The following is a 20,208-nucleotide window of genomic DNA, read 5'->3' on the forward strand; positions in this document are numbered from 1 at the left end:
TGGCGTGGTGCTGGAATGTACAACGTGGAGCGGTAGTTCAGTCGGTTAGAATGCTGGCCTGTCACGCCGGAGGTCGCGGGTTCGAGTCCCGTCCGCTCCGCCATTTGTTTGACCAAGAAGCTCGCTCCCGGCGGGCTTTTTTGTTGCCTGAATGCAGGCACCAGCGTTACTTCGGCACGTGTTCCAGCGTGCCAGCCGAGTGCCCCTGCTCGGCCAGATATTCCAGCCAGCGGGTGAGAAAGCTGTTCATCTGCAAACGATGCTGGAATACCGTATGAGCAGGCGAAAACGGCCCCAGAACCTGCCACAAATGGCGCCCAGGATGGCAATGCAAGGCTTCAGCCACGTGCGCGTCGTTGTACATGCGCAGTTGCGCCGATGGCGCACGCCGCCCGGTCTGCGCATCGACGAATCCATAGGTCAATTCGAGCTCAAGCGTGTAGGGGTGGCGCTCCTGCAGCACCAGGTGCACCGGAAGGCCATCGTCGATATCGGACACGTAATCGCCCACTTGCAATCCTTGCGGTGCGAACAGGCGCGTCAGCCGGTGATAATTTTCGGCATAAAGCCCCATCAGGAACTCAAAACGTCCTGGCAGCAAGGCGGTGCGGCGGTCGAGTACGGCACTCATAAGGTTGCGACAATCTCCTCGGCTGGCTTCACTCTACATGGAAGGGTTTGGCCACCCTTTCAATACATGGTTTTTTCGATGCCGAATTGATCAAGGATTTTGCTCGCAATCTCCTCGATCGAAACGTGCGTGGTATTGAGGAAAGGGATACCGGCCTGACGCATCAGTCGCTCAGCCTGCTCCAACTCCCACCGGCATTGCTTGAGCGATGCGTAGCGGCTGCCCGGGCGCCGTTCCTCTCGAATCTGCGCCAGGCGCTGGGCTTCGATGGTCAGACCGAACAGGCGGTGCTTGTTGGTACGCAGGCGAGCCGGGAGCTCTAGCTTGTCCAGATCCTCCTCGGTCAGAGGGTAATTGGCGGCGCAGACGCCGTAATGCAAGGCCATATACAAACAGGTCGGGGTTTTACCCGAGCGAGATACGCCCACCAGGATCAGATCCGCCTGGGCGTAGTCCACCGCCATGCCGTCGTCATGACTCAGGGCATAGTTGGTGGCGTTGATGCGCGCCTCGTATTTGGCGAAATCCACCAGGCCATGCGAGCGATTTACCGCACCGGAATGGCGCGTGCCCAGCTCGTCCTCAAGGGGACCGATGAAAGGCGCGAACACGTCCAGCATCAACGCGCCGCTGGTGGCTACGATCTCGCACAGCGCCGGATCGGCCATGGTGTTGACCACGATCGGCCGATGCCCACTCTGCGCATACCGCGTCTTGATGCGCAGCGCGGCATTCTCGGCCTTGTGCGCATCGTCGATGAAGGGCAAGCGGTGCTTTTCGAACTGCACCCCCTCGAACTGCGCAAGAATGCTGTTTCCGATTGTCTCGGCCGTAATACCAGTGGAATCGGAGATGAAAAAGACCGAACGCTGCATACGTTTTTCAAAGCCTCTTCGGAACCTTGCCCTGCACCATAACCCAAGCACGAAGTCCTGTCTTTGCTTGACTTTCAACTGACTGGTATGCAGTTGGCGCGCAGCGCGAAGGCAATGGTCTTCTTGTGCCCCGCACCACCGGCAGCGGACAATACCAATTCTTATGTGGCCGCTTTTGGGGTCACTCCACGACCGCCTTCCCCCTTAGAGCTCTCAAGGAGACTCCTTTGAACGACCTGGTGCTTTGGCTCGACCAACTGCGCATGACCGACCTTGGCAAAGTCGGCGGCAAGAATGCGTCGCTCGGCGAGATGATCGGCAACCTGGCCCAGCTTGGGGTCTCCGTGCCCGGCGGCTTTGCAACTACCGCCGACGCTTTCCAACAGTATTTGGAAAAAAGTGGCCTTTCCAAACGCATTGCCGAAAGGCTTGCCACGCTGGATGTGGACGATGTGGATGCACTGGTCGCCGGCGGCAAGGAAATCCGCGGCTGGATTGTCGACACCGCGCTGCCCGCCGATCTGGAAAAAGCGATCCGCGATGCCTATGCCAAGCTCTGCAAGGACGCAGGCGCCGACACCATCGCCGTGGCCGTACGCTCCTCCGCCACCGCGGAAGATCTACCCGACGCCTCCTTCGCCGGCCAGCAGGAAACCTTCCTCAACGTGGTCGGCATCGATGATGTGCTGCACAAGGTGAAGGAAGTCTTCGCATCGCTGTACAACGATCGCGCGATCGCCTATCGCGTCCATCAGGGTTTCAAGCACGAAGACGTGTTCCTCTCTGCCGGCGTGCAATTGATGGTGCGTTCGGATGTGGGCGCATCCGGCGTGTTGTTTACGCTCGACACCGAATCGGGTTTTCGCGATGTGGTGTTCGTCACTGGTAGCTACGGTCTGGGCGAAATGGTGGTGCAAGGCGCCGTCAATCCGGATGAGTTCTACGTATTCAAGCCCACCTTGAAGGCCGGCAAACCTGCCGTGCTGCGCAGAAGCCTCGGAGCGAAGCAGCAGCGCATGGTGTACTCGGACAAAGCCGGTGAACGTGTCCGCATCGAAGAAACGCCGGTGGCCGATCGCCATCGTTTCTGCATCACCGATGAGGACGTGCAGGAGCTGGCCAAACAGGCGCTGGTGATCGAGCAGCACTACAAGCGACCGATGGATATCGAATGGGCGAAGGACGGCAACACCGGCAAGCTGTACATCGTGCAGGCGCGCCCGGAAACGGTGAAGTCGCGTGCACACGCCATGCAGTTGGAGCGTTTCCATCTCAACGAAAAAGGCAAAGTGCTCGCCGAAGGGCGCGCCATCGGCCAGAAGATCGGCACTGGCAAGGCGCGCGTGATCCGCTCGCTTTCGGACATGAACAAAGTACAGCCTGGCGACGTGCTGGTCGCCGACATGACCGACCCCGACTGGGAACCGGTGATGAAACGCGCCTCGGCCATCGTCACCAATCGCGGTGGACGCACCTGCCACGCGGCGATCATCGCGCGCGAGCTCGGCGTGCCTGCGGTGGTTGGCACCGGCAATGCGCTGGAGGCCATTCCGGACGGGCACGAAGTCACCGTCTCCTGCGCCGAAGGCGATACCGGCGTGATCTATGACGGCAAGCTCAAGTTCGATCGCGTGACCGCCGACCTCGGCGCCATGCCCGAAGCCCCGCTCAAGATCATGATGAACGTGGCCAACCCGGAGCGCGCTTTCGATTTCGCCATGTTGCCCAATGCCGGCATCGGCCTTGCCCGCCTGGAAATGATCATCGCCAGCCACATCGGCGTGCACCCGAAGGCTTTGCTTGAGTATGGGCGGCAGGATGCGGAAACGAAGGCGAGGATCAATGTGCGCATCGCCGGCTATAAAGATCCGGTGAGCTTCTACGTCGACCGCCTCGGCGAAGGCATTGCTACCATCGCCGCGTCGGTCTATCCGAAGCCGGTGATCGTGCGCCTGTCGGATTTCAAATCCAACGAGTACGCCAATCTGCTCGGCGGTCAGCGCTACGAGCCGCATGAGGAAAACCCGATGATCGGCTATCGCGGCGCGAGCCGTTATGTCGACGCGGGTTTCGCCGAATCGTTCGGCCTGGAATGCAAAGCAGTCAAGTATGTGCGCGAAGTGATGGGGCTCACCAATGTGTGGGTGATGATTCCGTTCGTGCGCACGCTCGATGAAGGTCGCAAAGTCATCGACGTGCTGACCAAGAATGGTCTCACGCAAGGCGAGCACGATCTGAAGGTGATCATGATGTGCGAGCTGCCGTCGAACGCGCTGCTTGCCGACGAGTTCCTCGACATCTTCGACGGTTTCTCGATTGGTTCGAACGACCTCACTCAACTCACGCTTGGTCTGGACCGCGATTCCAGCGTGGTCGCGCATTTGTTCGACGAGCGCGACCCCGCGGTGAAAAAACTGCTGTCGATGGCGATCAAAACCGCACGCGCACGCGGCAAGTACGTGGGTATCTGCGGTCAAGGGCCGTCCGATCATCCGGATCTGGCCGAATGGCTGATGGATCAAGGCATTGAGTCGGTGTCGCTCAATCCGGATACGGTAGTCGATACCTGGCTACGGCTTGCGAAGAAAAAAGCAGGTTGATCCGACGACGGGGCGATGGCGACATCGCCCCTTTTTTTGTCGGGCAGGAAACTCGCCGGCGTTCGGAGTTGTCCAGGAACGGATCCACCCAATCAAGGAGATGGTATGCGCCGCCTGCTGGCCTTTCTTTCGCAGAACAAAGGCACCTTTGCCTTCCTGCTGGGTATGTTGGTGTTTCGCAGTGCGCTTGCTGACTGGAACGTGGTGCCTACCGGGTCCATGCAACCTACCATCCAGATTGGCGACCGCATCGTGGTGAACAAGACCGCCTACGACATCCACCTGCCATTCACCGATCGATCGCTTGTGCATCTGGCCGACCCCAAGCGCGGGGACATTGTGGTGCTGGACTCCCATGCCGCCCACGAGCGGCTGGTGAAGCGGGTGATCGGCCTCCCGGGCGACGAAGTGGCCATGCGCGACAACGTGCTCTTCATCGACGGCCGCGCCGCGACCTATGCGCCAGCTACCGTCACCGGCATTGCCCAGGACCTGCGCGACCCGGCCCGTTACGAGGTCGAACAATGGGGCCCCATGCGTCACCTGATCCGACTCTCGCTTTATCGGCCCAGCGATGCGCGCAACTTCGGCCCGGTCACCATCCCCGCCGGCCAGTACCTGCTGCTCGGCGATAACCGGGACGACAGTTACGACTCGCGCTATCTCGGGTTCTTCCCGCGCAGCGAGATCGTCGGACGTTCGCGCTACGTGGCGCTGTCGCTGAACCCGGACCACGACTACCTGCCCCGTATGCAACGGTTTGCGGCCAGACTCGACAATCCTCAGGCCGCCCCACCCACTATCCAGAAGGATTAACCCTGCTTCGAGTTGTCACAGGAGCGTCCAGCACGTATCATGCTCGGCTCGCGCGACCCGCGCACCCCTTCGGAGAGGTGGCAGAGTGGTCGAATGTACCTGACTCGAAATCAGGCGTACGTGTAAGCGTACCGTGGGTTCGAATCCCACCCTCTCCGCCAATGAAGTAATCTAAGTCATTGATTTTTAGTGACTTTAATATAAACAACAACGGCTGGTATGCCATCAGGTATGCCAGCCGTTGTTGTTTATGGTTCCAGCAAATTGTGCTTCGTTGAACAGAACAATTACTTTGCCTTCGCGGCATACATACAAAGAGCGCGCCTTCTTGGGGCGCGCTCTTTACTTTTCTCTATGCAGCAACCTATTTGCGCATGACGGCTGATCGGTGAGTTGGTTGGAGGCCATATATCAGCTCCGGCTTCAGCTACCCGAATCCGGAACCGCGGTCTTTTGGGTAATGCGGATAATCACGAACTCGGCCGGATAGACGGGCGCCAGGCCGATATCGATGTAAAGCTGGCCCAGCGCGCGCGTTTGCGGCGGGTTGTTCGACGCATCGCAGGTGATGAAAAACGCCTCCTGCGCGGCGGCTCCCAATAGCGCCCCCTGACCCCATAAGACAGTGAGAAAGGCATCGATATCACGCGTTACTGCGGCCCATAGCGTTTGGTCGTTGGGTTCGAACGCCACCCATTGCAGGCCGTTTTTGAGGCTCTGCTCCACGAAGATAAAAAGCCGCCGCACACTGAGGTAAGTCCATTGCCTGTGTTGGGACACTGTGCGTGCGCCGTAAATCACGTTGCCGTAATTGATCAGATTGCGTAGCGCGTTGATGCCGTTTGGATTGAGCGTCTCCTGATCGCTGTCAGTAAGCTGTGCGAACAGGGCCGTAACCGTTCGCATGGCACCGTCGGTGACGCCGGCGGGCGATTTCCATACACCCATGCTGGTATCCGTGCTGGCATAGCGCCCGAGCACCGGGCCGGAGGGTGGAATGGGTACGTTACTGTTGCTGAGCGGATTGAAGATCCATGCCCACGGGTAATACAGCGCGCCGTAACTGGAGTTGATCGCCCGACCCGATTGCGACGAATTCGGTGCCGGCGTACCGTTCTTGAAAGACAACACGCCTGACATATTCAGCCCGAAAGGCGGATCGATCACGTAGAACAGGCTTTCTAGATCCTGACATGTGCTCAACCCCTGGTTCGCGAGCTGACTCTGTGTGATGGTATCGGCGGCACCGCTATCGTCGGTGACGCCCACAGTGTCGGGCATCGCCAGCAGGCTCAATTCCTGCACCGTCGCGAGCGTATCGAGCGCACCTTGGAAATCCCAGGTTGGATTCCGGCCATTGTTGAAGGGAAGCGGCGTGGGTGTGTTGACCGGACGCATGGTGTCGGTTGTCGGTACGCGGATGAACATCGAGTGCGTATTGATACGCGTCTGGAATGAAGCATCGGGCACGGTAAAGCCGTTGTATGCCTCCAGCACGTAATAACTGCTGTTGTTGATGGACGTTTTCGAAAGGGCGTTCTGCTTCACGTAGGCAATCAGCAGCAACGTGGCTTGGTCTGTCGGCGCCTGGGTCGGATTGATGACCGAATCGGCCACGACCACCAGTAGATTGAAGATGGGTGTCTGATCCGAGCTGCCGCCGCCCGTCGCTTTGCCGGGGCTGCCGTGGGTGATACACACCTGCAAACTGTTGCCCCATATCCCTACGCTGGCGGCTTTGAGCGTAATGTTGCCGATGGACGCGGTGGCGACTGCGCCCTGACCGGAGTCGGTGGTGCGCACGATGTAGCAATGGGTGCCGCCTTCCTGGAAAAACTCGTACACCGCCCAAGACATGAAGCCATACCAGGTCAGGTTGCCGAATTGGCGCGTATAAGCATTCCAGCTCGTGACCAGCGCAGGTGTTTTGTACGGTCCGCTTTCCGCGGTGCCGATAAAGGCCGCCACCGATGTCGAGGCGCCTTGAATGCTACGAGCGTTAGGAATTTCCCGGATATAGATGCCCGGATGCTGATAATTGGCCACGATCCTGTTCCTCGTTATAGGCGCTGGCTGGAATATCAACGCGCAGCGTGCGCCCTGGCTTTACGGAAATCGCCTGCTGCCCACAGTGTCATCGGGCAGATCGACGCCTAGCATGACCTCGGTTGGATCAGCGAGTCGTCCCCGCAGCACCAGCGTGTAATTGCGCCATCTTCGCTGCACGGTTGGGCATGTCGCGTCCGTCCGCCAGCCGAGAATAGTCGACGCTGGCGGTTGCTCTGCCGCAAATGCCACGCAACCGGCCACCTGATAGCGCGACATACCGCGGACAGACGTACTGCCGCCCCCCGGAGCCAGCACACGATGAAAAGAGGCTTTCATAGGCATCAACCATCCAGCGGGCGTGTATTGACCAAGGTTATGTCGACGGGTCACGCACCGCTAACGAGCCCAATGTAATTGAGCCCTGGCATCAACACGCCACTGCTGGATACACCCAGCACAACGTAAGAAGCCGCTACCAAACTGCTCATCGTCAGGCTCACCTCTACAGGGCCACTGTTGATAAAGGTGGTCCATAGGAAGGTTTCCACGCCCTCATCAACCTTGCCACTGGCAATGTTGAGATAAAACGACATGGACGAAACGCTCATGTTGTTCAATGGCGGCATAGGGTTGTCAGCCAAAGCAGAAAGCTGCGCCTTCTGCTGATCGGAGATGATGAAACGGTTCTGGTCGGCGATGTCGATTTGCACGACCTGGTTGCTGACGTCTTGCTGGAACCGGAACTGAAAGGCAATCTCGTACTGCGGCGCACTCGCCATGACCGTCCTCCGTGCCGGCGACGCCGGCAGTGTCTATCCGTGAACATTCGTGGCCGACCGGAGTCGTACCGAAAAGCATGCTTCCCCACATAGAGGCCAGAAGCATACTCCGGTCGATGCGTACCGTAGGCCTGGATGACTGCAATTAACCGTTGGAGCACCAACCAGGCTGCAAAGGAAAAAGACTATGCAGCGAACTTATCTTGCTGGATCTGGCAACGTTCCAGAAGCTCGCGTATCGAGCAATGTCCAGTTACTGCATGCCTGCGTTCGGTTGCGCGCCATTCCCCATAAATAGCTGAATAAACTATCTTTTGGTCGCTTCCCTCCTGCACGCCGCGGCTGATCTTCAGGCACGAATGTTGACACAAAACTTTTGCGTCACGTGCCCATATCCGGCATGCTGCGCCCATCCACCCGGCGGCTGCCCATGATCGAATTCGGACACGGAACCCACGTTGGCTTGCGCCGAACGCGCAACGAAGACACCTATTATGCCGACGCCACACTTGGCCTGTTTCTCGTGGCCGATGGCATGGGTGGACATCAGCATGGCGAAGTGGCATCGGCGCTGGCGCGCGATACGATCGTGGCGTCCGTCCGCAGCGGAAAAACACTGGCCGAGGCGATCCATGATGCCGCCGCGCGCCTGTTGGAACACGCGCAACGCTTCGACGATGCACTGCCGATGGGCACGACCATCGCAGCCATACGTATTTCAGAGCAGGATTATGAAGTGGCGTGGGTGGGTGACAGCCGCATTTATCTCTTGAAGAACGACCTGCGCCAGATCAGCCACGACCATTCGCTGGTGCGGCAGTTGGTCGAGTCCGGGGTGATCGATGAAGCGCAAGCCAAACGCCATCCCCAACGCAATATTCTTACGCAGGCGTTAGGTATCACCGCGCTCGATCAATTGCATATCAGCCTGGCAAAAGGCCGACTTGAGCCGAGCATGAGCTTCCTGCTGTGCAGCGATGGACTGACGGAAGAAGTGAACGACAGCGCTATCGCACAGATCATCCGCCGCCACGATCTGGCCACACAGGAGTGTCTTGATCACTTGCTGCTCGCCGCGCTCGATGGCGGCGGCAGCGATAACATCACGGCGATACTGGCGCGCATCCATTAAGCGCCATCACGCTTCCAGCTCCTGTTTGCGCCATACCGATTGACCGCCTGCACTCTTATCGAGCGCATCCAGACGCTGCAGATGCGCGCCGATTTCCGCTTCGTCAGCACGCAGCACGCGCGGACGACGTGCCAGCACAACAGGTGCAATGACCGCGCGTGCACCTGTTTCGGCGCCGCTATCTAAGCCCAGGTCCAGCACGACCTGGCCTGAGGTCATGGCGAGATAGACGTCCGCCAGTAACTGTGCGTCGATCAGGCCGCCATGGAGATCACGCGCTGAGTTGTCGACGCCCAAACGTTTGCATAGCGCGTCCAGGCTGTTGCGCTGGCCCGGATAGCGTTCGCGCGCCATGGCGAGCGTATCGAGCACATTGCAGCGATCGCGAAGACAGCCATAGTGCGCACCCACGCGAGCGAGTTCGGCATCAATGAAGCCCACGTCGAACGCGGCGTTGTGAATGATCAGCTCGGCGCCGTCGACGAAAGCAAGAAATTCGTCGACGATCTCAGGGAAGCGCGGTTTGTCGAACAAGAACTCGTCGGCGATACCCGTCACTTCGCGCGCACCTTCATCAATCGCGCGTTCGGGGTTTAGGTACGTCTGGTAGTGACGCCCGGTAAGCCGGCGCTCGACCAACTCGACGCACGCGATTTCAATAAGGCGATGCCCCTGACGCACTTCGAGGCCGGTGGTTTCCGTATCGAGAACGATTTGTCTCATGTCGATGCCCGAAATTGTTCTGCTTGCTGTCGTGCAGCCTGGTCCACGCGTTCGTTTTCCTCATGCCCGGTGTGGCCACGCACCCATTTCCAGCGCACCTGATGCTGCGATGTTGCCGCTGCCAGGCGTTCCCAGAGATCTTGGTTCTTCACCGGCTTCTTGTCAGCCGTGCGCCACCCGTTTTTGATCCAACGAGGCACCCATTCTTCGATGCCTTGCATCACATAGCGCGAATCAGTGGTCACGGTAACACTGCAAGAACGTTTCAATGCTTCGAGTGCTTCGATCGCGGCGAGCAGCTCCATGCGATTGTTGGTGGTCTGCGCTTCGCCTCCGCTCAACAGGCGTTCCGTACCTTTGGCTCTCAACAAAGCCGCCCACCCTCCCGGGCCAGGATTGCCGAGGCACGCGCCATCGGTAAACGCTTCCACTTCCGACACTCGTCGTGCTCCATGTTGCTTGATGATGGTTGTAGTGATTGATTTCAGCTCACCGAGCTGCGCCGCGCACCGGGCGCGAGGCCGGCTCGCACCGGCGTAGTCACGGGCTTGGGTCGCAATCGCGTCGGCATGCTGGCAGGGCCTTTCTTTCGCGCGACCAGCACATAGCCACCACCCAGCCAGCCATGCGCGCTACCTGCAGCCATCGAGGAAAGCGGCAGGACCTGCCCCACCCGCTGCACGCGTTCCACTTGCACTTCGGCGCGGCGCAAACGTGCCGCGAGCTGAATCGGCGACCGTGCATGCGCAGCGCTTCCGCGCGTTCGCCACAGCCACCAAGGTGTCCATCCGCTTAACGGGCTCACCCCTGTCAATACCAGCATGCCGCCTGGCGCCAGCACGCGAACGATCTCGTCTAACGATAGCGGCGCCAGTTCCAGTGCATGGCGCAGCAAGATCAAGTCAAAACTTTGATCCAGGAACGGCAGCGGCTCCTGGGCATTCGCACGTACATCGCCTTGAAACCGCCCCTGAGACAGATGCAGGGTCACCCACTGCCCCAAGTAGGGCGGATTGGGGGGGGCATCGTGAGGCGCAGCGGAAAGCAGCAAGGCCCGCGTGCCCGCACAGCGTCGTACGTCCGGCATATAGGCCATGGTTTCATCGGCCAGGAGATGACGCATGGGCGCACTTGCGTAGATGTCATGGGCGCGCTGGGGCATCTGCTGAAGGCCTGTATGAAGCATGTGGTCAGAGTTTAACGGCTGGCTTTACAAAGACGAACCGTGGCACAACGCGGATCGAACGATATTTCGATTAACACTTATCTAACGTCCTGCAGGCGCGCCGGGTTCTATAGTCCACCATCTCGCGCAAGCCAGGACGCCAGCGCCAGTCGATACGAAGGATGCGCAGATCCCTCTGAGTGTGCGTTACCGGCCCGGTGCCACGCATCATGGGCCACCGGTGAAGACATGTTTCCCTTCAGCTCAGGCCACGGATGGAAGAACGAACCCGCCCGGTTGCGCGGGCTCGGAGGAGATCAGCGCATCCGCAACTGAGCGGAGATCGCCTTGCACGTCGTACCGTTACCGGCGCTTGCCGACAATTACATCTGGCTGCTGCATGATGATGAGGGAAATGCCCTCGTCGTGGACCCCGGCGAAGCCACGCCGGTAGAAGCCGCCTTGCGCGCGCGCAAGTTGGCGCTGCGCGCAATCTTGCTGACCCATCATCACAACGACCACATCGGTGGAGCTGCCGCGCTGCGCGAAGTATACGACGTGCCCGTGTATGCGCCCGATGACGAGCGCATCGCCGTGGCGACTCATCGCGTCAAAGATGGCGACACGTTCGAGCTGCGCGATCCGTCCGCGCACTTTCAGGTCATGGCCGTGCCCGGTCATACGCTGAGTCATATTGTGTATGTTGGCGAAGGGGTACTGCTCTGCGGCGACACGCTTTTCAGTCTGGGCTGCGGTCGACTGTTCGAAGGCACACCTGCGCAGATGCTGTCATCGCTGCAACGCTTGGCTTCACTGCCTGGCAACACGCGCGTGTGCTGCGGTCATGAATACACTGCGGCTAACGGTCGCTTTGCACAGACGGTAGAACCCAACAACACCGCGCTCCAACATCGCATCGCGGAAGTCGCGAGATTGCGCGCAGCGCATCAGCCTAGCGTGCCAGTGACATTGTCCAGCGAACTGGCCTGCAATCCATTTCTGCGCGTGCACAGCGACGCGGTGATCCAATGGTGCCACCAGCACGGTGCCGCTAATGATCCGGTGGCGCGCTTCGCTGCGTTGCGCTCGGCCAAGGATGCATTCCAGGCATGAAGCCCACACGACACCTTTTACCCGTTGCACTCGCCGCGTTGCTGAGCGCGTGCGCAACGCCACCGGCCAAGTTGCCATCACCGCCGCCAGTGACGACGGCGGCACTGCCGTCTAGTCCGCCACCCGTCGTGACGGCACCTGCTCCGCAGGTGATTGCTCCAGCGGCCGCTGAAGAATCGTCAGCCAACGTCTGGGACAAATTGCGCGGCAGTTTTGCGATGTCCGATTGCGATGCCGACCCTCAAATTCTGATGTGGGCTCATCGCTACACACAAGATCCGCAGCGCTTCGAATCGGAGATGCGCGATGCGTTGCCGCAGGTGGTCTATGTGCAACAGGCCGCTGAAAAATATGACGTGGCGGGCGAATTCGTACTGCTGCCATGGGTGGAAAGCCAATTTCGACCTGTACCAGGCCATCGCAATCTACCGGCCGGTATGTGGCAACTGGTGCAGAGCACGGCGCGCGTGATGGGCCTGCACGTCGATCACGTCTACGACGGCCGCCTGGATACGTCTGCATCCACCGACGTGGTGATGCGCATGCTGCATGACTACTACAACCAGCTGCATGACTGGCGCCTGGTTGATTACGCTTTCAACCACGGCGAATTTGGTGTGCAGCGCTTGGTACAGCAACATGGCTTGCCGCCAGAGCAACCGGCGATTCCCAAACTGCCGGTGCCGCACATCACGCGCGAACATCTCACCAAGCTCTTGGCCATTTCCTGTGTAGTGCGTGATCCGGGGCGCTTCCACGTCGAGCTGCCGGTGCTTCCCGCAGACCAGCATCTGGAAGCGGTACAAATCCACCACAACATGCCGCTTTCCACCGCCGCCGATCACGCGGGCATGGAAACCGATACGCTCAAGCGTTTGAACCCTGCCCTGCAGGGGAATTTTCTAACGACCAGTACGCCCGGTTCGTTGCTCATGCCTCACCGCAATGCTGAGATGCTTCGCAGTGCCATGCAAATGGCTGATGAGCAGGACATGACAGCCAGCACCTCGGCCGATCCACCGTTGCCGGCCATGTATGCCGACAAGACCTCTTCTGACACGCCACAGGCCAGGACACACGTGGTAAAACCGGGAGAAAGCCTCTGGCAGATCGCCCATCATTATTCGATGAGCGTAAGTGCACTGGAGCACCTCAATCATCTGAACGGCAAAGCGCTAAAGCCTGGCCAGGTGCTCAAGATCGATCCACCGGGCAAGCGCCACTGATAACGGCGGCAGGCCTTCAATTTCGAGCCACGTACGGCACGTTTGAGTGCGGTGTTCGCCACCTTATCAAGGCGCTCGCTGCAGCGAGTCATCCCGAATTTCCGCAGCATGCTCCATCGGCGTTGAAGCGTCTGCTCCCGGCAACAAAAAAGGCGGCCCGTTGAGCCGCCTTTTTTCAGCATCGTATGCCTTGCATTACATGCGGTCTTTGGCGATCTCGATCTTGGCCTTGCCCTTGAGCATATCGACGAAACCTTGCGTCTCCATACCGCCGTAGGCTTGCATCATCTGACGGTAAAGCTGCTCGCGGTCGTCAGCGCTCATCTTGGAAAGATCGGCTGCTTCTACCTTGTCGACGGCGACGATGGCATAGGAGCCCTTATCCAGTGCTACGTCGGCATAGCTAGCTTTGCCGCTGTCGGGGTGCGGCGTCTTGAACGCCTGGTCGAGCACCGGCGGTGGCACGCCTTGTTGCACGCGTTCCGCCTGCGTGACGGTTTGCACGTTGGCATGCTCAGCCTTGGCGAGGTCGCCCATGTCCTCGCCCTTGCTCAAGCGTTGCACCAGCACGTTTGCCTTCTGCTGTGCGGCCTCGGTGACGCGCTCGTCAAGAATTTTCTGCACGATCGCGTCATGCACTTCGACGATCGACTTGGGCGATGCCGAAACATGCTTGTTCATGCGCACGACGACCGAGTCGGTCTTGTCGAGGTTGACCAGCGAGGAATTATTGCCTGCCACCAGCACGTCGTTGGAGAACGCCGCAGCAACCACTTTGGGATTGGCGGCAATACCCTGCCCGCCTTCGTGCCCGAATAGAGGCGTTTCCTTGACCTGCAGATTCAACGCTTGCGCAGCCGGTTCCAGCGAACCCGGGTTCTGCGAGGTGAGGTCGGTCATCTTGCCCGCGGTATCGTTATAGAGGCGATCTCGGTCGGAAGTGGTCGCTTCCTTGAGCAACTGATCGCGCACTTCTGCGAACGGCTTGGTCTGGCCGCTGCGAACGTCGCGCAGGTAAATGATGTGATAGCCCTCGTCAGAGAGTACGGGCTTGGATATCTGTCCTTTCTGCATCGAGAACATGGCCGCGTCGAAGGCGGCATTCGTCACGCCTTTTTGCAGCCAGCCGAGGTCACCGCCCTGCAGCTTCGAACCTAAGTCGTCCGAATCTTGTTGCGCGAGTTTGGCAAAGTCGGCGGGAGTGGCTTCCGCTGCAATTTTGTCGGCTTTTTCCAGCGCCGCCTTCTGCTGCGCGGGCGTCGCATTCTTCGGCACGTTGATCAGGATGTGCGAAACCTCACGCTCCTCCGGCATGCCGAAGCGCGAAATTTCATCCTGGTAACGCTTCTTCAATTCGTCATCGGTGGGCTGCGTTTCCGCTTTCAGGTCAGCGCCATTCACCTCGATGTATTTCAGCGACACCTGTTCGGGATTCATGAAATCCGCCTGGTGTGCTTTGTAGTAGTCCTGCACCTGCGCATCGGTCACTTGGCTATCGGCCGGCGCCGGCTTCGGCAGCACGAAGTAGCGGATGTCACGACGCTGCAGTTTGATGTCCAGGTAACGATCGACATCCGCCGGCGTGACAATGGTGCTGCCGCTGATGGCATCCGGCAGCAAGCTGCCTTCCAGCGACGTGCGCACGCTGCTCTGGTACATATCTGGCGTCATGCCCGCGGAGGCCAGTTGCGCGCGATACATGTCGGCATTGAACTTACCGTCCACCTGGAATGCCGGCATCCCGGCAATGGTGTCGCGCAACGATTGGTCCGATACGCGCATGCCAAGGTCGTCATTGGCTTGCAGCAGCAATTGCTGGCCGATCAGCTCGTCCAGAATCTGCTGCTTGAATTCAGGCTTGTCGAACACGCTTGCATCGAACTGATCGCCCAGCTGCTGACGCTGCTGTTGGCGAATGCGATTGATGGTGTCCTGAAACTGCTGCTGGCTGACTTCGCGCTTGCCGACCTTTGCAACAAAGTCTTCGACATGCGAACTGAAATAGCCTTCTATGCCGAAGAAGGACATGGCGAACACGGCAATAGCAAGCACGATCCTGGCCGGCCATCCTTGCATCTTGTCACGTAGTGACTGCAGCATGAGTTCTTCCCGCGATGTATTGCGCGTTGCCGCGCGTGACCTAAACGACAAGGGCGCCACGGGGGCGCCCTTGCAAACCGTGGCGGAGCGGACGGGACTCGAACCCGCGACCTCCGGCGTGACAGGCCAGCATTCTAACCGACTGAACTACCGCTCCACGTTTCTGGTGGGTGCTGTAGGGATCGAACCTACGACCCTCGCCTTGTAAGGGCGACGCTCTACCGCTGAGCTAAGCACCCGCACCCTAACGGGCCGCTTAGTTTAGGGCGTCCTTCAGCGTCTTTCCAGCCTTGAAGGCCGGAACCTTGGACGCGGCGATCTTGATCTCCTCGTTCGTACGAGGGTTACGGCCGGTACGGGCAGCGCGGCTGCGCACGGTAAACGTACCGAAGCCGACGACCGAGACGTCGTCGCCGCTCTGCAGAGCCTTCTGCACGGTCTCGAAAAACGCTTCGAGCGCACGGCCCGCATCAGCCTTGGTGAGTTCGGCTTTTTCGGCGACGGCATTGATCAGATCGGTTTTATTCATTGAGTTGCTCCCTTAAACAGGTATTCGGCCCGCGGAAAGGTTGGGACTTAGACAACGCGGGGAAGGATCATCGATTGGTGCTGGGCGCTGCCACGCAGACCCGCATCGCTGTGCATTGGATGAGGTGTCAGGATGACGGTGAGCCTTTATACCAGCGCCCCCAGGGGTCCGCAATATAAGCATTACCAACGCATTGCGGGTGTTCAGCAGTGACGCTTCTTGTTCTTGCAGAACTATGCAAACATCGTCCGCCTGTGCTATGCCGCACTGCGAAACAGGCGGCACGCTGAACGTGCCGCCCGTCGCAAACTGCGGTTCTTGCCGATGGGGGTCAATGCGGACGCGCGGGGGTTTCGGTACCGTCGTCGTGTTGAGCCACCGGTTCGGCCGTGGTGCTTGTCGCCGTCGCGGACTCCGCCTTTTCCTTTGCCGGCAGCGGATGCAGCGGATGCTCCAGCGCTATATCGAGCACTTCGTCGATCCAACGCACTGGATGGATGTCCAATGAGCCGGTGATGTTCTGCGGAATATCGGCAAGATCTTTGCGGTTCTCGTCCGGAATGATCACCGTGGTGATGCCACCACGATGCGCCGCAAGCAACTTCTCCTTCAGGCCACCGATGGGCAACACCCGGCCGCGCAGCGTGATTTCGCCCGTCATCGCCACTTCGGAGCGCACCGGCACCTTGGTCAAGGCCGAGACCAGCGCGGTGCACATCGCAATACCTGCGCTCGGGCCATCCTTCGGGGTGGCCCCCTCCGGCACGTGAATGTGCAGGTCGTATTTCTCGTGGAAATCCGGATCGATACCGAGTTGGTTGGCGCGTGCGCGCACGACCGACAGTGCCGCCTGGATCGATTCCTTCATGACGTCGCCGAGCTGACCGGTAAGTATTTGGCGTCCCTTGCCCGGCACGATCGACGCTTCAATGCTGAGTAAATCGCCACCCACCTGCGTCCAGGCCAAGCCCGTCACCAGGCCGACTTCATTTTGCTGTTCCTTGCGGCCAAAATCGAAACGACGCACGCCCAGATACTGATCGAGGTTTTCGGAATCGACCTTGATCTTGCCTGGCGCACCCTTCGTTTTCTTTTTCTGTGCCTTTGATTCACCGCTGTCCTTGAGTTCGCCCAGCGTCAGCTGTTTGACCACCTTGCGGCAGATCTTGGAAATTTCACGCTCCAGATTACGCACACCCGATTCACGCGTGTAATAACGCACGATGTCACGCAAGGCCTCCTCGTCTACCGTCACTTCTTCAGATTTCAGGCCGTTGGCCTTGACCTGCTTGGGCAGCAGGTATTTCTGCGCGATGGCGAGTTTCTCGTCCTCGGTGTAACCCGGAATGCGGATAACTTCCATGCGATCAAGCAGCGGACCTGGAATATTGAGCGAGTTCGCAGTGGCTATCCACATCACTTCGGAAAGATCGAGATCCACTTCCAGATAATGATCGTTGAAGGTGTGATTCTGTTCCGGATCGAGCACTTCCAGCAGCGCCGATGACGGATCACCTCGGAAATCCATCGACATCTTGTCGATTTCGTCCAGCACGAACAGCGGATTCTTGCTGCCGACCTTGTTCATGTTCTGCACGATGCGGCCGGGCATCGAACCGATATAGGTGCGGCGATGGCCGCGGATTTCCGCCTCATCGCGCACGCCACCGAGGCTCATGCGAACAAACTTCCGGTTGGTTGCCTTGGCGATCGACTGGCCGAGCGACGTCTTGCCCACGCCGGGCGGACCGACCAGGCAGAGGATAGGACCCTTCATGCTACTGACACGCTGCTGCACCGCAAGGTACTCGAGGATGCGTTCCTTCACCTTTTCCAGGCCGAAGTGATCGGCATCGAGCACCTGCTGAGCCAGCGCGAGATCCTTGCGGACCTTGCTGCGCTTTTTCCATGGCACGCCGATCAGCCAGTCGAGGTAATTGCGCACCACGGTGGCTTCGGCCGACATCGGCGACATCTGACGCAGCTTGCCGAATTCCTGCCGCGCTTTGGCGAGCACTGGCTTGGGCATGCCGGAATCTTCAATTTTCTTCTGCAGCTCCTCGAGCTCGTTCGGTCCATCCTCGCCTTCGCCCAGTTCCTTCTGGATCGCCTTCATCTGCTCATTGAGGTAGTACTCGCGCTGGCTCTTTTCCATCTGCGACTTGACGCGGCCGCGAATGCGCTTTTCCACCTGCTGCAGATCGATTTCGCCATCGACGAGGCCGATGAGCAATTCGAGGCGCTGAGCGACGTCCGCCGTTTCCAACACTTTCTGCTTGTCGGCCATGCGAACGGACAGATGCGCAGCGATGGAATCGGCCAAGCGCGACGGGTCATCAATACCGGACAACGTTGCGAGCACTTCAGGCGGAAGTTTGCGGCTCTGTTTCACCAATTGCTCGAACAGCGACACCAGCGTGCGCGACACCACATCGAGCTCACGCTCTTTAAGGCTGTAGACGGGTTCGATGACGCGCGAACGTGCGGTGAGCATGCCTGCTTCGTCTTGGTAGTCGTCGATCGATACGCGCGACTGTCCCTCCACCAGCACCTTCACGGTGCCGTCAGGCAGTTTCAGCAATTGCAACACGCCCGCAAGCGTACCGATCTGATGAAGATCCTTGATTGCCGGATCGTCGATGTCCGGACTCTTTTGCGCCACCAACAGGATCTGCCTTTCACCTTCCATCGCGCGCTCAAGCGCACGCATGGATTTGTCGCGTCCCACAAACAGCGGAATCACCATATGCGGATACACGACCACGTCACGCAACGGAAGTACGGGCAGTACATCCAGAGTGGCACCGGAAGTGATAGGAGTTGCGGCACTTTTTGCCATCGCAGGATATCTCTCGCGAAAAAAGGGGGACACCTTCAAACGACCATCATGACCGTTCTTTCGGCATCAGCGGAACCGGCAATCACCGAATTTCACGCGGCACATCCTGTGCCGCCACGCTGACGACCCCGACACTGCGCCGAGGTTACTAAGTCGTCAAGTGGAGGCGATGCGGGATGCATACAAGTGCCGGCCGCATAACAAAAAAAACACGGCCCCGGCGAAGCTCGCCGGGGCCGTGACAGGTGATGCTTATGAATCAGGCGGCTGCGTCGCCGCTTTCACTACTGATGCGCGGTTGCTGCTGCAAGTTCCCACGATAGATGAGATACGGCTCGGCCTGGCCTTCAATGACAGCGTCATCCACCACAACCTTGCTGACATGCTCAAGCGAGGGCAGCTCGTACATGGTGTCGAGCAAGACCTGCTCGAGGATGGTGCGCAGACCGCGTGCACCCGTCTTGCGCTTAAGCGCCTTGCGCGCGATCGCCTGCAGCGCTTCCGGACGGAATTCCAGCTCGACGCCTTCCATCTCGAACAACTTGCGGAACTGCTTGGTCACTGCATTGCGCGGTTCGGTGAGAATCTTCACCAACGCCGCTTCATCCAGCTCATCCAGTGTGGCAACCACCGGCAGGCGGCCAACGAACTCAGGGATCAGGCCAAAACGCACCAGATCCGCCGGCTCGACTTCAGCCAACACCTTGCCAAGGTTTTCGGTACGTTCCTTCGAACGCACTTCGGCGGAGAAGCCGATGCCCGTGGTTTCTGAACGCTGCTGGATGACCTTTTCCAAGCCCGCGAATGCACCACCGCAGAGGAACAAGATGTTCTTGGTGTCGACTTGCAGAAATTCTTGCTGCGGATGCTTACGACCACCCTGCGGCGGCACCGATGCCAGCGTGCCTTCGATCAGCTTGAGCAGAGCCTGCTGCACGCCCTCGCCAGAAACATCGCGCGTGATCGACGGGTTTTCGCTCTTGCGTGAGATCTTGTCGATCTCGTCGATGTAGACGATGCCCGACTGCGCCTTTTCGACGTCGTAGTCGCACTTCTGCAACAGCTTCTGGATAATGTTCTCCACATCCTCGCCCACGTAACCGGCTTCGGTCAGCGTGGTCGCATCGGCGATGGTGAACGGCACGTTGAGCAGGCGCGCGAGCGTTTCGGCCAGCAGCGTCTTGCCCGAGCCGGTCGGGCCGATAAGCAGAATGTTGGACTTGCCCAGCTCGACGTCGTCGCTGCGCTGGCGCGACTCCATCCGCTTGTAATGGTTATAGACCGCGACGGCCAGCGCTTTCTTGGCGCGCGTCTGCCCGACCACGTACTGGTCGAGGGTCTCCATGATTTCTTTGGGCTTGGGCAACTGGCTACGCCCGGAGGCGGCCTTCTCTTCCAGCTCTTCGCGGATGATGTCGTTGCACAGCTCCACGCACTCGTCGCAGATGAACACGGACGGTCCCGCGATCAGCTTACGCACCTCATGCTGGCTCTTACCGCAGAAGGAGCAGTAAAGAATCTTGCCGCTGTCGTTGGAACGGCCTTGCCGCTCGTCGCTCATTCGTTTGATCCTGCTAGAAAAATCCCAGTTACGGGTCGAGAATAGCACAGGGTCCCGAATCCGCACCCGG

General features: G+C 59.2%; 16 protein-coding genes and 4 tRNA genes. 7 read left to right on the forward strand and 13 right to left on the reverse strand.

The window, feature by feature from the left end:
- Nucleotides 1–26: 26 nt before the first annotated feature.
- Nucleotides 27–103: transfer RNA gene (locus DWU98_RS13540), tRNA-Asp, on the forward strand.
- Nucleotides 104–166: 63 nt separating this feature from the next.
- Here DWU98_RS13540 and DWU98_RS13545 read toward each other — a convergent pair.
- Entirely contained in the window at nucleotides 167–631 is a 465-nt protein-coding gene (locus DWU98_RS13545; RefSeq protein ID WP_115496103.1) for a DUF1249 domain-containing protein, read from the reverse strand.
- A gap of 59 nt (nucleotides 632–690) precedes the next feature.
- The gene (ppsR, locus tag DWU98_RS13550; protein WP_115496104.1) at nucleotides 691–1,506 is read right to left on the reverse strand and encodes a posphoenolpyruvate synthetase regulatory kinase/phosphorylase PpsR; all 816 of its coding nucleotides are present in this window, start codon (nucleotides 1,504–1,506) and stop codon (nucleotides 691–693) included.
- 227 nt (nucleotides 1,507–1,733) lie between these two features.
- Between ppsR and ppsA the strand changes: the two genes are divergently transcribed.
- From ppsA to DWU98_RS13565, 3 genes are all read left to right on the forward strand, one after another.
- Nucleotides 1,734–4,106, forward strand: coding sequence for a phosphoenolpyruvate synthase (gene ppsA, locus DWU98_RS13555; RefSeq protein WP_115496105.1), 2,373 nt, complete (start codon nucleotides 1,734–1,736; stop codon nucleotides 4,104–4,106).
- 105 nt (nucleotides 4,107–4,211) lie between these two features.
- Entirely contained in the window at nucleotides 4,212–4,922 is a 711-nt protein-coding gene (gene lepB / locus DWU98_RS13560; protein ID WP_115496106.1) for a signal peptidase I, read from the forward strand.
- Nucleotides 4,923–4,993: 71 nt separating this feature from the next.
- Nucleotides 4,994–5,083: transfer RNA gene (locus tag DWU98_RS13565), tRNA-Ser, on the forward strand.
- Between the two features lie 262 nt (nucleotides 5,084–5,345).
- Here DWU98_RS13565 and DWU98_RS13570 read toward each other — a convergent pair.
- Both DWU98_RS13570 and DWU98_RS13575 read right to left on the reverse strand, forming a co-directional pair.
- Nucleotides 5,346–6,968 carry a phage tail sheath family protein gene (locus DWU98_RS13570; protein ID WP_230474848.1) on the reverse strand — a complete coding sequence of 541 codons (1,623 nt, stop codon included), beginning with the start codon at nucleotides 6,966–6,968 and terminating at the stop codon, nucleotides 5,346–5,348.
- Nucleotides 6,969–7,357: 389 nt separating this feature from the next.
- Nucleotides 7,358–7,750 carry a hypothetical protein gene (locus tag DWU98_RS13575; protein ID WP_115496107.1) on the reverse strand — a complete coding sequence of 131 codons (393 nt, stop codon included), beginning with the start codon at nucleotides 7,748–7,750 and terminating at the stop codon, nucleotides 7,358–7,360.
- A gap of 430 nt (nucleotides 7,751–8,180) precedes the next feature.
- Between DWU98_RS13575 and DWU98_RS13580 the strand changes: the two genes are divergently transcribed.
- Nucleotides 8,181–8,882 (forward strand): PP2C family protein-serine/threonine phosphatase, encoded by a 702-nt coding sequence (locus DWU98_RS13580; protein ID WP_115496108.1) that lies wholly within the window; start codon nucleotides 8,181–8,183, stop codon nucleotides 8,880–8,882.
- Between the two features lie 6 nt (nucleotides 8,883–8,888).
- On the opposite strand, the gene dnaQ is transcribed toward DWU98_RS13580, so the two are convergent.
- From dnaQ to DWU98_RS13595, 3 genes are read right to left on the reverse strand one after another with little or no spacing between them, the layout of a single operon-like run.
- Nucleotides 8,889–9,605 (reverse strand): DNA polymerase III subunit epsilon, encoded by a 717-nt coding sequence (gene dnaQ, locus DWU98_RS13585; protein WP_115496109.1) that lies wholly within the window; start codon nucleotides 9,603–9,605, stop codon nucleotides 8,889–8,891.
- Nucleotides 9,602–10,045 carry a ribonuclease HI gene (gene rnhA, locus DWU98_RS13590; protein WP_115496110.1) on the reverse strand — a complete coding sequence of 148 codons (444 nt, stop codon included), beginning with the start codon at nucleotides 10,043–10,045 and terminating at the stop codon, nucleotides 9,602–9,604. Before rnhA ends, dnaQ begins: the two co-directional genes overlap by 4 nt.
- Before the next feature lie 44 nt (nucleotides 10,046–10,089).
- Nucleotides 10,090–10,728: a methyltransferase domain-containing protein gene (locus tag DWU98_RS13595; protein ID WP_230474849.1), complete on the reverse strand. Its 639-nt coding sequence runs from the start codon at nucleotides 10,726–10,728 to the stop codon at nucleotides 10,090–10,092.
- A gap of 390 nt (nucleotides 10,729–11,118) precedes the next feature.
- Between DWU98_RS13595 and gloB the strand changes: the two genes are divergently transcribed.
- Nucleotides 11,119–11,883 carry a hydroxyacylglutathione hydrolase gene (gene gloB / locus DWU98_RS13600; RefSeq protein ID WP_115496111.1) on the forward strand — a complete coding sequence of 255 codons (765 nt, stop codon included), beginning with the start codon at nucleotides 11,119–11,121 and terminating at the stop codon, nucleotides 11,881–11,883.
- Nucleotides 11,880–13,109, forward strand: a complete 1,230-nt coding sequence (locus DWU98_RS13605) for a LysM peptidoglycan-binding domain-containing protein (protein ID WP_230474850.1) — start codon at nucleotides 11,880–11,882, stop codon at nucleotides 13,107–13,109. Before gloB ends, DWU98_RS13605 begins: the two co-directional genes overlap by 4 nt.
- A gap of 195 nt (nucleotides 13,110–13,304) precedes the next feature.
- On the opposite strand, the gene DWU98_RS13610 is transcribed toward DWU98_RS13605, so the two are convergent.
- The 6 genes from DWU98_RS13610 to clpX all read right to left on the reverse strand — a co-directional run bounded on the left by DWU98_RS13610 (nucleotide 13,305) and on the right by clpX (nucleotide 20,138).
- Nucleotides 13,305–15,209: a SurA N-terminal domain-containing protein gene (locus DWU98_RS13610; RefSeq protein ID WP_115496112.1), complete on the reverse strand. Its 1,905-nt coding sequence runs from the start codon at nucleotides 15,207–15,209 to the stop codon at nucleotides 13,305–13,307.
- An 80-nt stretch (nucleotides 15,210–15,289) separates the two neighbouring features.
- Nucleotides 15,290–15,366: transfer RNA gene (locus DWU98_RS13615), tRNA-Asp, on the reverse strand.
- Between the two features lie 7 nt (nucleotides 15,367–15,373).
- Nucleotides 15,374–15,448, reverse strand: a tRNA-Val gene (locus tag DWU98_RS13620).
- A 17-nt stretch (nucleotides 15,449–15,465) separates the two neighbouring features.
- On the reverse strand, nucleotides 15,466–15,738 hold the full coding sequence (locus DWU98_RS13625) for an HU family DNA-binding protein (RefSeq protein WP_115496113.1): 273 nt from the start codon (nucleotides 15,736–15,738) through the stop codon (nucleotides 15,466–15,468).
- 331 nt (nucleotides 15,739–16,069) lie between these two features.
- Nucleotides 16,070–18,577, reverse strand: coding sequence for an endopeptidase La (gene lon, locus DWU98_RS13630; RefSeq protein ID WP_115496114.1), 2,508 nt, complete (start codon nucleotides 18,575–18,577; stop codon nucleotides 16,070–16,072).
- 259 nt (nucleotides 18,578–18,836) lie between these two features.
- Nucleotides 18,837–20,138: an ATP-dependent Clp protease ATP-binding subunit ClpX gene (clpX, locus tag DWU98_RS13635; RefSeq protein ID WP_115496115.1), complete on the reverse strand. Its 1,302-nt coding sequence runs from the start codon at nucleotides 20,136–20,138 to the stop codon at nucleotides 18,837–18,839.
- Nucleotides 20,139–20,208 lie beyond the last annotated feature (70 nt).

It is taken from the genome of Dyella monticola, assembly GCF_003363155.1.
GTDB lineage: Bacteria > Pseudomonadota > Gammaproteobacteria > Xanthomonadales > Rhodanobacteraceae > Dyella_B > Dyella_B monticola.